This is a genomic window from Arthrobacter sp. B0427-1-12, from assembly GCF_059092905.1.
Window position 1 is genome coordinate 48,422 of sequence record NZ_JBNHIC010000012.1, and the last position, 13,397, is coordinate 61,818.

The 13,397-nt window shown below is 63.3% G+C and carries 11 protein-coding genes; 9 read left to right on the forward strand and 2 right to left on the reverse strand.

Going from position 1 to position 13,397, the window contains the following annotated elements; genetic code table 11:
• Window positions 1-483: 483 nt before the first annotated feature.
• From AC5RWU_RS09760 to AC5RWU_RS09780, 5 genes are all read left to right on the forward strand, one after another.
• The gene (locus AC5RWU_RS09760; RefSeq protein WP_494029607.1) at window positions 484-2,505 is read left to right on the forward strand and encodes an oxidoreductase; all 2,022 of its coding nucleotides are present in this window, start codon (window positions 484-486) and stop codon (window positions 2,503-2,505) included.
• A 147-nt stretch (window positions 2,506-2,652) separates the two neighbouring features.
• Window positions 2,653-3,432, forward strand: coding sequence for an electron transfer flavoprotein subunit beta/FixA family protein (locus AC5RWU_RS09765; RefSeq protein WP_494029606.1), 780 nt, complete (start codon window positions 2,653-2,655; stop codon window positions 3,430-3,432).
• Between the two features lie 14 nt (window positions 3,433-3,446).
• On the forward strand, window positions 3,447-4,418 hold the full coding sequence (locus tag AC5RWU_RS09770; protein WP_494029605.1) for an electron transfer flavoprotein subunit alpha/FixB family protein: 972 nt from the start codon (window positions 3,447-3,449) through the stop codon (window positions 4,416-4,418).
• Window positions 4,419-4,571: 153 nt separating this feature from the next.
• Window positions 4,572-5,507, forward strand: a complete 936-nt coding sequence (locus tag AC5RWU_RS09775; RefSeq protein ID WP_494029604.1) for a cytochrome b/b6 domain-containing protein — start codon at window positions 4,572-4,574, stop codon at window positions 5,505-5,507.
• A 608-nt stretch (window positions 5,508-6,115) separates the two neighbouring features.
• Window positions 6,116-6,301, forward strand: a complete 186-nt coding sequence (locus AC5RWU_RS09780; protein WP_494036972.1) for a hypothetical protein — start codon at window positions 6,116-6,118, stop codon at window positions 6,299-6,301.
• A 683-nt stretch (window positions 6,302-6,984) separates the two neighbouring features.
• Here AC5RWU_RS09780 and AC5RWU_RS09785 read toward each other — a convergent pair.
• Window positions 6,985-8,334 (reverse strand): MFS transporter, encoded by a 1,350-nt coding sequence (locus AC5RWU_RS09785; protein ID WP_494036973.1) that lies wholly within the window; start codon window positions 8,332-8,334, stop codon window positions 6,985-6,987.
• Between the two features lie 177 nt (window positions 8,335-8,511).
• On the opposite strand from AC5RWU_RS09785, the gene AC5RWU_RS09790 reads away from it, so the two are divergent.
• From AC5RWU_RS09790 to AC5RWU_RS09805, 4 genes are all read left to right on the forward strand, one after another.
• On the forward strand, window positions 8,512-9,537 hold the full coding sequence (locus tag AC5RWU_RS09790) for a TIGR03557 family F420-dependent LLM class oxidoreductase (RefSeq protein ID WP_494029601.1): 1,026 nt from the start codon (window positions 8,512-8,514) through the stop codon (window positions 9,535-9,537).
• Between the two features lie 157 nt (window positions 9,538-9,694).
• Window positions 9,695-10,705 (forward strand): putative F420-0 ABC transporter substrate-binding protein, encoded by a 1,011-nt coding sequence (locus AC5RWU_RS09795; protein WP_494029600.1) that lies wholly within the window; start codon window positions 9,695-9,697, stop codon window positions 10,703-10,705.
• Complete coding sequence (locus AC5RWU_RS09800; RefSeq protein ID WP_494029599.1) at window positions 10,692-11,726, forward strand: putative F420-0 ABC transporter permease subunit; 1,035 nt, start codon at window positions 10,692-10,694, stop codon at window positions 11,724-11,726. The genes AC5RWU_RS09795 and AC5RWU_RS09800 overlap by 14 nt, the downstream gene beginning before the upstream one ends.
• Window positions 11,723-12,511: an ABC transporter ATP-binding protein gene (locus AC5RWU_RS09805; protein ID WP_494029598.1), complete on the forward strand. Its 789-nt coding sequence runs from the start codon at window positions 11,723-11,725 to the stop codon at window positions 12,509-12,511. Before AC5RWU_RS09800 ends, AC5RWU_RS09805 begins: the two co-directional genes overlap by 4 nt.
• On the opposite strand, the gene AC5RWU_RS09810 is transcribed toward AC5RWU_RS09805, so the two are convergent.
• Window positions 12,481-13,335, reverse strand: a complete 855-nt coding sequence (locus AC5RWU_RS09810; protein ID WP_494029754.1) for a coenzyme F420-0:L-glutamate ligase — start codon at window positions 13,333-13,335, stop codon at window positions 12,481-12,483. The two genes, AC5RWU_RS09805 and AC5RWU_RS09810, sit on opposite strands and share 31 nt — an antisense overlap.
• Window positions 13,336-13,397: the final 62 nt, after the last annotated feature.

Genomic DNA, 13,397 nt, shown 5'->3' on the forward strand with positions numbered 1-13,397 from the left:
GGGGTGTCTTGTTTCGCTGTTCTCGGTAACGCCCAGTGGGAACGGATCGAGCCCCTGCTGGCCGGATCGGAAGGGCAGTGCGGCCGCCGTTCCGTAATCGCATTCCGGAACCGGCCGATCGGATCGCTGACCGCAAACGGGCTCCCGCAGCGGCCGCCCCGTCGGCGTCGGCCCGGAGCATGCAGAGGGCGGGCTGCAGTCGAGCAGTCCTTTAATCTCTTCAGGCAGCGGTGCGGCACGCTGCCCCCATGCGCCTTACTTGCCCAAACCTACCGGGCCGGGATCGCCCTCGGCGCCGTGCTCATTTGGCTGCGCCAATAAGGGAGCACGCCCTGGTCGCCGGATGATTCACGCGTGATTCAGCAGTATCCTGCGATCTCGAAATAATCTATGGTCATGATATGCACTATTCTGTTATGGTGTTCGTGAAACAGGATCCCGAAGCAGTTCGAGACGGCAGGATCGATCCACGGAAGGTGAAACATGACCACCACGCACGATTTGACTGACGAAGAGGCTGGCACCAGCGCCGCGTTTCCCACGCTCTTCTCGCCGATTCAAATCGGCACAATGAAGCTGCGGAACCGTACCATGTTGCCGCCTCACGGTTCAGCGATCGGCAATCTCTTCGGGACGCAGGCTGAAGCGGACCGTAACATCGCTTACTGGGAAGCTCGGGCCAAGGCCGGGGCGGCCTGGATCGACGGTATCACTGGTCACATTCGCAATCCGATCATCCCCGGCTTTGAGCCCACGGGTGTTGGCGCCGCCACGGACGGCTGCTACCGCCTGCCCTACTTCGTTGAGCGCATACAGCAGTTCTCCGATACGATGCACGCCGCTGGAGCCACGGCTAGCGCCCAGATGGTCCATCAGGGAGGCATGCCGCACGGTGCCTCCTCGCTCATGAGCTCCCCAGTGATTAATCTGGCACCGCATGTGCTGGACCGGGATGAGATCAAAACCTTCATGCAGGAATACCGCTTCTCGGCAGGACAGGCCCAGGCTGCCCGGCTGGACGGTATCGAACTGCACATGAACCACGACGATATCCTCGAATGGTTCCTCTCGCCGCTGACCAACCACCGCGAGGACGAGTACGGCGGCTCGATGGAGAAGCGCGCCCGGTTCTCCATCGAGGCATTGGAAAACATCCGTGACGTGGTCGGCAGCACCATGACGGTGGGCGTGCGGATCAACCTCCGCGAGGAAGTACCGGGCGGTTACGACGCCAATGAGGGAATCCAGATCGCCCAGTACCTTGAGTCTACTGGCCTCATCGACTACTTCCACGTCGTCGTCGGCACTCCCTGGGGCAACCCCAGCTACATCCAGCCGACCTACTACGACGACGCCCAGTGGGCCGATCTTGCCGGCAACTTCAAGCGGGCCGTCTCGCTGCCCGTCGTGCACACCGGCAGGGTAAACAGCCCGGAGGTGGCCGAGCGTGTGCTGGCCGCCGGCCATGCCGACGTCGTGGGAATGGCCCGAGCCCACATCGCCGATGGGGAATTGCTGCTGAAGGCCAAAGAGGGGCGCACGCAGGACATCCGCCCGTGCGTGGGCGGCAACGAGTGCATCAGCCGTCGTTACGTCGAAGGGCTGCCCTTCGGCTGCGCCGTGAACCCGCACACCAGCAAGGAAGTCGACGGCCCTTGGCCGCCGGCCCAGATCCCGCAGAAGGTCCTGATCGTCGGCGGCGGTCCGGCCGGCATGGAACTCGCTGCGCTCTCCCGCGAGGCGGGCCACGACGTCGAGCTTTGGGAAGCGGACGATGCACTGGGCGGACAATTGCGGATCGCTGTAAAGGCGCCACGCCACGAGGGCTACGTCCGCTATCTGGCCTGGCAGGAACGCCGACTCGGTCAGATCGGCGTTGATGTGAAGCTCGGCTATCGGGCGACAGCGGAGCTTGTGGAAGATGCGGGGGCCGACGTCGTCGCCATCGCCACCGGAGCCACTTCGCGTACACCGGCAATTGACGGCGTCACCGCGGAGCATGTGCACGACATCCGGGACGTGCTCAATGGTACGGCTGTACCCGGGCAGCGCGTGCTGGTGCTGGCCCAGGATGACCACGTTCCGCCCCTTTCGGTGGCAGATTATCTCGCCGAACGTGGCCATCAGGTCACCGTCGTTTACGCAACCCCGGGACCGGCCCCGCTCCTCGGCCGCTACATCGCGGGCGGCATCCTGGGCCGGCTCAGCGAACGGGGAGTGCAGATGCGTTTCATGGAGGAAGTGGTCGCGATCAAGGAGGGTTCGGTCCGGACCCGAAACGTATACTCCGGCCGGGAAGAAGTGGTCGGTGACATTGATTCTGTGGTCCTGGCCTGTGCGGGGGTTTCCGACTCCGGGCTGTATGACCAGCTCAAGCACCGGTTGCCGCAGATCCACATCCTCGGAGACGCTTATGCCCCCCGCCGTCTGGTTTTCGCAACCAGGCAGGCATTCGCGCTGGCCCAGACCATAGGAAATCACGCCCGAACTCGGGACGGTTCCTAGCCGATCTTGTAGAGAAACGAGCAGAACAATGAATGAATCCAGCGATAGCCAAGCGCTACGGACCAGCCGCCTGCGGCCTTCACTTGTAGGGGTCAGCACGAACCATGTTTCCACGTTCGGCGTGGACGCAACAAAAGGAGTAAAGCAATGAAGATCATCGTGCTCATGAAGCAGGTACCGGATACGTACGGTGAGCGGAAGCTTGACACACTGACCGGTCTGGTGGACCGGGGCGCGAGCGAAGCGGTCGTTGACGAGATCAGCGAACGCGCGCTTGAGGTCGCCCTCAGGTACAAGGATGCCCACAAGGGGACCCACATCACGGTGCTCACTATGGGGCCTGCATCCGCCAACTCTGCGTTGCGCAAGGGGTTGTCCATGGGCGCTGACGCCGCGATCCATGTGCTCGATGACGCTCTGGCGAGTGCCGATATGGGCAAGACCGCCGCGGTGCTCGCCGCCGCACTGCCGCGCGATGACTATGACCTCGTCATCGCCGGTAACGAGTCTACGGACGGCCGGGGCGGTGCTGTTCCCGCGATGGTGGCCGAACACCTGAACCTCCCGCACCTCAGCTTCCTCGATTCGGTTGAGATCGCAACTGACTCAGTCAGTGGAGAACGCGCTACCGAATACGGAAGCCTGGACGTGCACGCGTCCCTGCCCGCAGTCATTTCGGTCACCGAGCGCGCGGCCGAGGCCCGTTTCCCGAACTTCAAAGGCATCTTGACGGCGAAGAGGAAACCGTTGGCGGTCGTTTCGCTTGCCGAACTCGGCCTCGATTCGGCTGGAACGTTCGCGGGTGGACGTTCCGTCGTCCTGACCACCAGTGAGCGTCCGGCACGCACGGCCGGAACAAAAATTGTCGATGAGGGGAACGCCGGCGAGCAACTCGCAGAGTTCCTCGCAGCCGGCCGACTGATCTAACGGAGGAACCGAAAATGTCAAACATACTTGCGCTCATTGAAACCTCAGCGACCGGCGAGATTCGGGGCACCACCGCTTCGCTGCTTGCCGCGGCGGCCAGGCTCGGCACCCCCGTAGCCGTCGTGGCCGCGGCCCCCGGGACCGGGGACGGAATCGCGGAGCAACTCGGCTCCCTCGGGGCGGCGCAGGTCTATCTGGTGGAGGGCGACCAGGTCGGCAAGCTTCTTGTCACGCCGCAGGTGGAGGCTCTCGCCGCCGCCGCATCGGCGCTGGAACCGGCGGCAATCCTAACGGTCAATTCGGTCGAAGGCCGGGATGTGGCAGCGCGCCTGGCAGTCCGCCTGCGCGCCGGACTGGTAATCGATGCCGTTGACCTGCGTATGGACAGTACCGGAATCGTCGTCACCCACTCTGTGTTCGGCGGTGCCTACACCGTCGAATCCTCCGTTGAGGGTGGACCCGCCGTGGTCACTGTGCGCCAGGGCGCGATCGAGGAACGTGCCAACCCGCAGGCGGCCGCCCTCACCAAAGTGTCCGGGACCGTTGACGCCGGTGCTTCAGCGGTGATCGATAGAGCCGTTGACGCAGTTGTGTCTTCCAGTCGTCCGGAACTGCGCGGCGCGGACAAGGTGGTTTCCGGCGGTCGAGGTCTCGGCTCGAAGGAGAACTTCGAACTCGTCGAGCAGCTCGCCGACGCCCTCGGAGCAGCCGTGGGCGCCTCCCGGGCCGCCGTCGACGCCGGTTTCGTGCCGCAGACGTTCCAAGTCGGGCAGACCGGCACTACCGTCTCGCCGCAGCTATACATCGCGCTGGGTATCTCCGGGGCAATCCAGCACCGGGCCGGCATGCAGACCGCGAAGACGATCGTCGCCATCAACAAGGACCCGGAGGCCCCGATCTTCGACGTCGCCGATTTCGGCGTCGTGGGCGACGTCTTCGCCGTCGTGCCTCAACTGATCAAGGCGATTGAAGCCCGCGCCAGCTAATCCGTTGTCCCGGCCGGACGGCGTCCGGCCGGGACAACAAACTGCCAGACAGCCCTGCAGGCGGAGGCAGCCGCCCACTTCCCCGGGGGACCGCCGACTCGTTCCCTTACGCCACCGACGTGAACCGTCCACTCCAGAGAGACACGTTGCCTCATGTCCACATCGACACCAACAAAACCCACGGCCGCCAGGAGCAAGTGGTTCAAACTTGTCTGGATCGTGCCCGCAGCCCTTGTTGTTCTCCTTGCGGTGGTCCTCGCAGCCAAAGGTCTCCGCGGCCTTCCCGCCGTGCAGTCCTTCGTCTCGGACTATCCGGGTGAATCCGAACTGCCCCATGGCGCGCCGGTCGGGTTTCCCGCTTGGCTTGCTTGGCAGCACTTCCTGAATGCCTTCTTTATGCTCCTGATCATTCGCACCGGCTGGCTGGTCCGGACCACCACGCGGCCCCCGGCCTACTGGACCCGCAACAACAAGGGTCTGATCCGCACCAAGAACCCGCCCACGAAGATCAGTCTGCACCTTTGGCTGCACCTCAGCCTGGACGCGCTGTGGGTCCTGAACGGCGCCGTTTTCTTCATCCTGATTTTTGCCACCGGCCAGTGGATGCGCCTGGTTCCGCAGAGCTGGGACGTTTTCCCCAACGCAGCCTCGGCCGCCTTGCAATATGCCTCACTGGACTGGCCGGCCGAGAACGGATGGGTCAACTACAACAGCCTTCAGCTCCTGGCCTACTTCGTTACTGTCTTCATCGCTGCTCCGCTGGCCATTATCACCGGGCTGAGGATGTCATCGGCCTGGCCGAAGCACACCGAGAAGCTTAACCGGATCTACCCGATCGAGGTCGCCAGGGCGGTGCACCTGCCAGTCATGTTCTACTTCGTCGGCTTCATCATCGTTCACGTGACCCTGGTCCTGGCTACCGGGGTCCTGCGGAACCTGAATCACATGTATGCCAGCCGCGACGATACAAGCTGGGTCGGCTTCTGGATCTTCGCAGCCTCCCTGGTGGTCATGATCGCAGCCTGGATCGCCGCCCGGCCGCTCCTGTTGCGGCCCATCGCATCCTTGACCGGATCCGTCACCCGCTGAGCCTGAGCCATCGTGCCCCGGGGAGCGTGTGAAGGACAGTCACGCTCCCCGGACACTGGTGACGGGAATCTGGGTTAGTTGGCTGATTGCACGGCACCGCTTCATGCTGCTCGGCCCCTCTGAGACCGGTACTTTGTGTTGTGCAATATCCGGCGCCTTACAGGTCATCCCTTGCTTGCTTTACATGATTCGTCCGCCCCTTGGCTGCCTTGCCCAGCTGCTGGGCGGGGTCCTATACCGCGGGGTGGGCCTTGGACACCGGTAAAGAGTTGTTCCCGGGCAGTTTGCCGGTCCGGGAGGTGGAGCCGTGTTTTCCGGGCACTCGAGGTCATCTTGGAATATGGATGAGTTCGCGGCGGAACGCCCCGGTTCTGGCCTTGCCGAAGGGGCCCGGGGCAAGGAGCCTGAGGCGCGGCTGAGGTTGTCCGCGATGACCGCGGCACCGAGCCAGGCCGAGTTTGCGGCGAAAAGACCGGAGAGCATGCGGGTCAGCGGGCTGTCCTTCAAGTCCGCGCTGACCTGCACTGTCACCCACCGTGGGTTTCCGGTGGGTTCTTGCGCGGCCACGGCGTCCAGGATCCCGTTGCATCGGTGGTGAAGAACGCGAGATGGTGTTGCGTGTCGAACAGGGTTTCCTGCCGCTTGGCGGCATTCGGTTTCAGATCCTGGATGCGGCGCATGACCGGCAGGCCGGTGACCTGACCGGCCTGTTTGCGGGAGCTGAATACGGTGAATTCGATTTCGGCTGGTCAAGGCAGCGGCGAACGTGGCATGGCCACAGAGGGCCAAATTGAATCGGCAGAGCATCCGCTTGTCCGTCGCGAACCGGTTGAGGCTGGACAGGCGTCGGTGACCAGGCATTTGGCACCGCAGGCCGAGTTCGCTGCGCCACTTGCGCAGCCGCTGGGCGATTCACCGGGCCGTGTCCTTCGTGGAAACGGTGCCAGTGCGTTCAGCACACGGGCACCGGAATACCCGTACTCGGCCCTCTGCTTGGCGTAGCCGTGGGACTCGATAATCGCGTCCTCGGGATCCCTGAACGCAAGGTTCTCTGGAACCGGTGACCCCAGCAGCGGTGCCTGAGGCGTAAGTTCACCAGAAAACGCGAGGTGACAACGTCCAGCTGCCGACCGTGCCAGGATGTGAAGGCCCAGGAACGAGCCCAGCGAGGACGGCGCGTAGAGGCCTCGAAAGCACGTTTCATCCCGCCGTGGCGGTGCAGGCCGTGTCATCGATCGAATCCGCGCAGTACACCATCCCGACCACCAGAGAAACGTCCTTCAGCCTTGCTTGTCCGTTGGAACTGACAGCCCTTCATCAGCCAACTCATTCAATCTCGCGTCCCTGGCCGAAGTCGTCATCGGGACCAGTTCGACAGCCGACACAAGACTGAGCTCGTCAAGGGATTTCCATGAGGTGGAAGACAGGCTAGCGGTTCAGTTGGTCGTGGAAATCAGTCTGAGGGCTTCACGCAGAGTTAATGCAGGGCTTCACCGGACTTGGCGTACCGGCGAATGGTTAGCAGGGTGATCAGCGTGACGATGGCGGCGCCGATCAGGTAGTACGAGGGTGAGCGTGCGTCTCCCGTCTGAATCACCAGAAGCTGAACCAGGAAGAGCGCAGGCCCCCCGAAGAGAGCACCGCCTATGTTGTATCCGATGGCAAAGGTGGCCATTCGGGTCCGGGAGGAGGTGAACTCCGTGAAAAAGCAGATGGTCACCGCCACTGCGCCGCCCAGCCCCACGGCCATGATGCCCAGCGCCAGGACAACCAGGCCAAGGGATCCTGAGGAGAGCAGCGCAAACACTGGCCAGCTCAGCAGCAGGAAGAATGCAGAGGCGGCGAGGGCCACTTGCTTGCGGCCGAGGTAGTCCGAGAGCAGTCCGATCACCGGGTGCAGAATCACGCTCAGGCCCAACCCTATCGTCGTGGCCATGAAGGAGTCCTGGCTGGAAAAACCCTGTTCCTTCAAATAGGTCGGGAAGTATGAAAGAAAAACGAAGTTTGCAGAGAAGGTCAGCGCCACTACGGTGATGCCCTGGACGATTAGCCAGGGTGTTTTGGTGAGCGCTTCCCGCAGCGGCGTCTGGGAAAGCTCACCCTCCCGTCGCAGCTTGATGAACACCGGGCTCTCCTCGAGCTTCAGCCGGAGGTATATGGCCACGCCGCCCAGCGGCAGTGCCAGCAGGAACGGAAGGCGCCAGCCCCATGAGTCGAAGGCCTCCTGGGGCACCCACGTGGTGACCAGCAGGACCACTGCGGACGCAAGGAGGAAGGAGAATGTCGCCCCGCTCTGCAGGAACGCGGTATAGAAGCCGCGGCGTTTTGCTGGAGCATGTTCGGCAATATAGGTGACTACCGAGATGACTTCGCCGCCAGCAGAGAAGCCTTGGACTAGGCGCAGCAGCACCAGCAGAATGGGTGCGGCTATGCCAATGACAGCTTCCGCGGGCAGGACGCCCACGAGGAAGGTGCTGATCGAAATGGTGGTCACCGAGATGACCAGAACGGTTCGCCGTCCCACCCTATCGCCGAGCGGGCCAAGGATGAGGCCGCCGAGCGGTCGCATGATGTTGGCGACGCCGAACACGGCGAAGGCCGAGAGGATGCCGAGGGTCGGGTCATCGGAGGGAAAGAAAACCCGCGCGATCGACGCCGCCAGCAACCCGTACAGCGCATAATCGTAGAACTCGACGATCTGGCCGGCCACGCCGCCGGCGACGATGCGGCGTATGTCCCGACGGGATGCGCCCTGGCCTTGTTCCGGGGAATACTCGGATACGACTGTCATGCTTAGTCCTCCTGAATGCCTGCCGGGCGACACCATCTGATCAGGCACCCTTGTATTTATTATAATGATTATATGGCGGAAGTCTAGGTATTCGGGTTCGGCGTCAAGGTGCCGAGCTCGCTGCCCAAGGCGTCCAAATAGTCTGTGAGAGGCCTGCGAGACCGTGGCTAATAAACTGGCGCTGGACAAGTTCATGGCAGAAGGAAGCATCGGATGACTGAAGGCACCACGTCGGTTCAACCAAAGTCACGAATCGGCTATGCTGCCATGCTCGGCCAGTTCCACCCGCGTGAGGCTCTGGAACTCTCGAGCTACGCGGAGGAACACGGTTATTGGGGTGTGATGGCAGCCGATCAGTTTCAACCATGGGTGCCGCAGCAAGGGCAAAGTTCGTTTGTGTGGAATGTGCTCACCGCTATCGGCGAGCGGACGGCGGGGGACTTCGGCACCGGGGTGACCACTCCGACCTTCAGGTGGCATCCGGCGATGGTCGCTCAGGCCTCGGCCACGCTGGCAGCGATGTACCCCGGGCGGCATTGGCTCGGCCTCGGTTCCGGGGAAGCCATCAATGAGCATATCGTGGGCGCCTATTGGCCCGAAGCCGCGGAGCGGATCAACCGGATGTTCGAGGCGGCCGAGATTATCGGGAAGCTGTTCGCAGCTTCACTGGCGGGCCGCGACGTAAGGCATTCCGGAACCTATTACAAGCTCGAATCCACAAGGTTGTGGACCATGCCGGAAGTAGCGCCGCAGATCCTGATTGCGACGGCTGGACCCGTGGCGGCGAAACGGGCCGGCCGCGTTGCTGACGGGCTGATCACCACCGGCGCCTCATTGGAGAAGATCAGTGGCCTGTTCCGGCGATTCGAGGAAGGCGCGAGGGAAAAGGGCAAGGATCCGGACAAGTTGTCCAAGGTCCTTCGCCTGCACCTGAGTTGGGCACCTACCGACGCCGAGGCGCTGGAGAACGCCCTCACCGAATGGCCCAACGGGGGCATGGGATTCCCCCAAAATGACATCCGTTCTCCTTTCGAATTTGAACAGTTGGCTAAGTACGTCCGCCCTGAGCATTTTGAGGGGAGGCTGATGATTTCGGCCGATCCGGATGTGCATCGGGAGCATATCCAGCGCTATGTGGACCTGGGATTCAGCCGGATCTACTTGCATAACGTGGGCCGCAATCAGCGGGAGTGGATCGAGGTCTTCGGCCGGGATGTGCTCCCCAAATTGACGTGGTAGACGTCATATTTAGTTCATATGGGACACAAAATCGGGATTCCCGGTAGAGTGCGCGGAGTAGACCCCGGACCGGGTTTGGCCCGGTGTGCTGGCTCAGGATGGGCAGCAGGTCCCCCCACGGCGTATCTCCTTGTTCGTTCTTGCCTAAGGACCTCTCATGCCTGCTACTTCACGCCCCAAGTTTTCCGTCTTGGCCCTGTGCACAGCCTTGGCCCTGACCGGCTGTGCTTCGACTGCCGCCGAGGGGACCGCGGCTCCCGGGGCGGCCCGGTCCACGGAAAGATCCGCCGGGGCGCCGGTAACGGTCGACAACTGCGGTACCGAGGTCACCTTCACCCATGCTCCGGAGCGTGTCCTGACCATCAAATCGACTTCGACCGAGATGCTGCTTGCCCTTGGACTCGGTGAGCGGATTATCGGCAGCGCCGCTTCCGACGGGCCCATTCCTGACGAATTTACAGCCGATGCCCCGCCCGTGCTGGCCGAAAAGCTGCCGTCGCAGGAAGCCGTCCTCGAGGCCGCTCCGGATCTGGTCTACGCTGGCTGGGAATCGAATTTCTCGGCTGATGCTGCGGGTGAACGTGCGTCCCTGCAGAAGCTGGGCGTTAATACCTACGTGTCGCCCGCAGCCTGTAAGGCCCCTGAGTACAAGCCGAACCCGCTGACGTTCGAGGAGCTCTTCAGGGAGATCGAAGAAGTGGGCCGGATCTTCGACGCCGAAGACGCAGCCAAGGAATTTATCGCCTCCCAGCAGGAGGAGCTGGCCACTGTCAAGCCGAGTACGGCCGGCCTGACAGCGCTGTGGTACAGCTCGGGTTCAGCTGATGCTCCATACGTCGGCGCCGGCATCGGTGCGCCCCAGATGATCATGGAAGCCGCAGGCCTGGAAAATATTGCCGCTGATGTAAAGGACACCTGGACACCGCTGAGCTGGGAGGTTGTGGCCGAACGCGACCCTGACGTGATTGTGCTGATTGATTCGAGCTGGGGGACTGCTGAGAAGAAAATCAGCGTCCTGGAGAGCAACCCGGTGACGGCGAAGCTGGACGCTGTCCGTGAGGGACGTTACCTGGTGTTGCCGTTCCCCGCGTCCGAGGCCGGAGTCCGCAATGTTTCCGCTGTCGCCAGCCTGGCTGAGCAACTGGAAGAGCTAAATGTCGCAGATTGACATCGGTGTGGTCCGACGGGTGCCCAATGTGGTTTGGGGAGGTGCGCTGGCTGTCGCCCTCGTACTCTCCATCACCGCTGCCGTCACGATCGGACCGGCATCGATCTCCACCTTCGACGTCTGGGGGTCCGTCCTGAACCATCTGGGCTTCCGCGCCATGCCACTGCCCGAGTTGCTGGACGGCATCGTCTGGGACCTGCGGCTGCCACGCGTGCTGACCGCGGCCTGCGTTGGCGCCGGTCTGGCCTTGAGCGGTGCGGTCATGCAGGCCATCACACGAAATGCACTCGCGGACCCGTACCTGCTGGGCCTGTCCTCGGGCGCATCTCTAGGCGCGGTCGCGGTGCTGCTGTTAGGTGCGGCGATCCTGCTGCCGGTCGCCGCCTTCGCAGGGGCAATGATTGCGCTGGTACTGACGCTTTCCCTGGCTACGGCCCTAGGGAAACTTACCCCCACCAGGACAGTCCTGGCCGGCCTGGCCGTTTCCTCCCTGGCCTCTTCCGTGACTTCGTTCGTGATTTTCTGGTCAGCCCAGGGGGATTCCTACCGCGAGATTCTGGGCTGGCTGATGGGCTCCCTCGGCGGGACAACCTGGCAGTCAGTGGCCATCAGCGCCGCTGCGCTCTTGGTGGTCGGCATTCCGATGATGACCACCGGAAGGATCCTGGACGGTTTCGCCTTCGGCGACGCGTCGGCTTCCTCTCTGGGTATCAACGTGTCGGCGATACGTTGGCTGATGCTCGCCGGTGCCGCGCTGCTGACGGGCGCCATGGTGGCGGTGAGCGGTTCGATCGGCTTTGTCGGCCTGATCCTGCCCCACGTTATCCGGCTGCTGGCCGGAACCCGCCATCGGGCCCTGCTGCCGCTGTCCGCGCTGGCCGGGGCGTTGTTCCTGGTCTGGGCTGATACCATCGCCCGCACCGTATTCGACCCAATGGAAGTTCCTGTGGGCATCATTACCGCACTGATCGGGGCGCCCGTCTTCGCGCTGCTGCTGTGGCGGAAGCGGGGTACTGCATGACACTGCAGGTACGCGGCCTGAGGTACGACGTCGGGGGCAGGAGGATTGTCGGCGACGTTGACCTGTCAGTACCCGCCGGCAAGGTGACTGGTGTCCTCGGGCCCAACGGCGCCGGCAAGTCAACCCTGTTGCACCTGATCGCAGGAACCGTGGCGCCACTTGCCGGGAACGTATGGCTCGACGGCGAGGACCTGCGGTCCCTGGGGCGCCGGGCCCGAGCCCGCAGGGTCGCCCTGGTCGAGCAGGATGCCCGCACTGAGCTGTCCCTGACGGTCCGGGACGTGGTCCTTCTGGGCCGTACCCCGCACCGGTCTGTACTGGCAGGGGACAGCGCGGATGATCTGACCATTGCCGGGGCGAGCCTGGCTGCGGTCGGCATGCAGGATTTCGGGCACAGACTGTTCGACACGCTCTCCGGAGGCGAACGCCAGCGCGTCCAGTTGGCCCGCGCGCTAGTCCAGGATCCACGCTTGCTGCTGCTCGACGAGCCGACCAATCATCTGGACATACACGCACAGCTCAGCGTTCTCTCCCTGATTCGTGGACTCACGGCTAGGGGAGTCACTGTCGTGGCGGCACTGCACGATCTGAACCTGGCGGCTGAATTCTGTGACCACCTTATTGTGCTTTCCGGCGGAGAGGTGGTCAGCTCCGGGCCGGTGGGCGACGTGTTGACAGCGACGATGATCGAAAGTGTCTACGCCGTGAAAGCGGAGGTCTTTCCCCATCCTGTTAGCCATCGCCCGGTCGTGACTTATTCCGGAACCCTCGAAGGGGCCGTCTGACTGACTGCCGCCGCCTGGCCGTCCGCAAAGCCCTGCGCGTACGCCTCATCGCTGCCAAGCCGGAACATGTCCTGGTCGGCGCTGCGGATCAGCCCACGGGCCCGGTGCATTGGGGCGGGGTCGGCTGGGTCTGCGAGCACGAGATGGCCCAGTCCCCGCACGAGCGCCACCGGCCGGCCGGATGACTTGCCCTTGACCAGATCCGCTGCGCCGGCAATTTCATCGGCAACGGCAGCCGCGGATGCGGAGAGCAGATTGCCATGGGCATCGCGCGTTCCACGGTAGTCCTCGAGCACTCGGACGCCGGCAGCTCCGATCGCCGCATCGGTCTGTCCTTCACGCCAGGGCCGGCCCAGGGTGTCGCTGATCAGCACGCCGATCGCGACATTGAACCTCTTCCGCAGGGCCAGACAGAGCGACTGTGCTGAGGCGTCAGGATCCAGCGGAAGAAGCAACACCGTGCCGTCCGGAGTGTTGCTGTTGTCCACCCCGGCCGCGGCCAGGACCAAGCCCTGGCGGTTTTCAACGATCCGGGTGATACCCCCGGGGTGGGGGCGGCTGGCCACCAGGCGCACAGTTTCCGAATCGATGGCGGCTTCCCGGTCCGCCGCGCTGATCTGGCGTCCTTCGGCTTTAGACACGATCTTGCTCGTGACCACGAGGATGTCACCATCGGCGATTCCCTCTGCGGACGCGGAGAGGGCTTCGCCGATGATGAGGGCCAGGTCATCGCCGGAGCTGACCTCGGGAATGCCGTGGAGGGCGGTGACAACAAGACTGGACATGGATGCCTTTGCGGAACTGGGAGTTGACCTGTCAGGAATCAAAACGCGCGGTGACTTTTAACGGAAGGGCCCAGACTGCTGCCTCCGCCTAGGTAACCGTT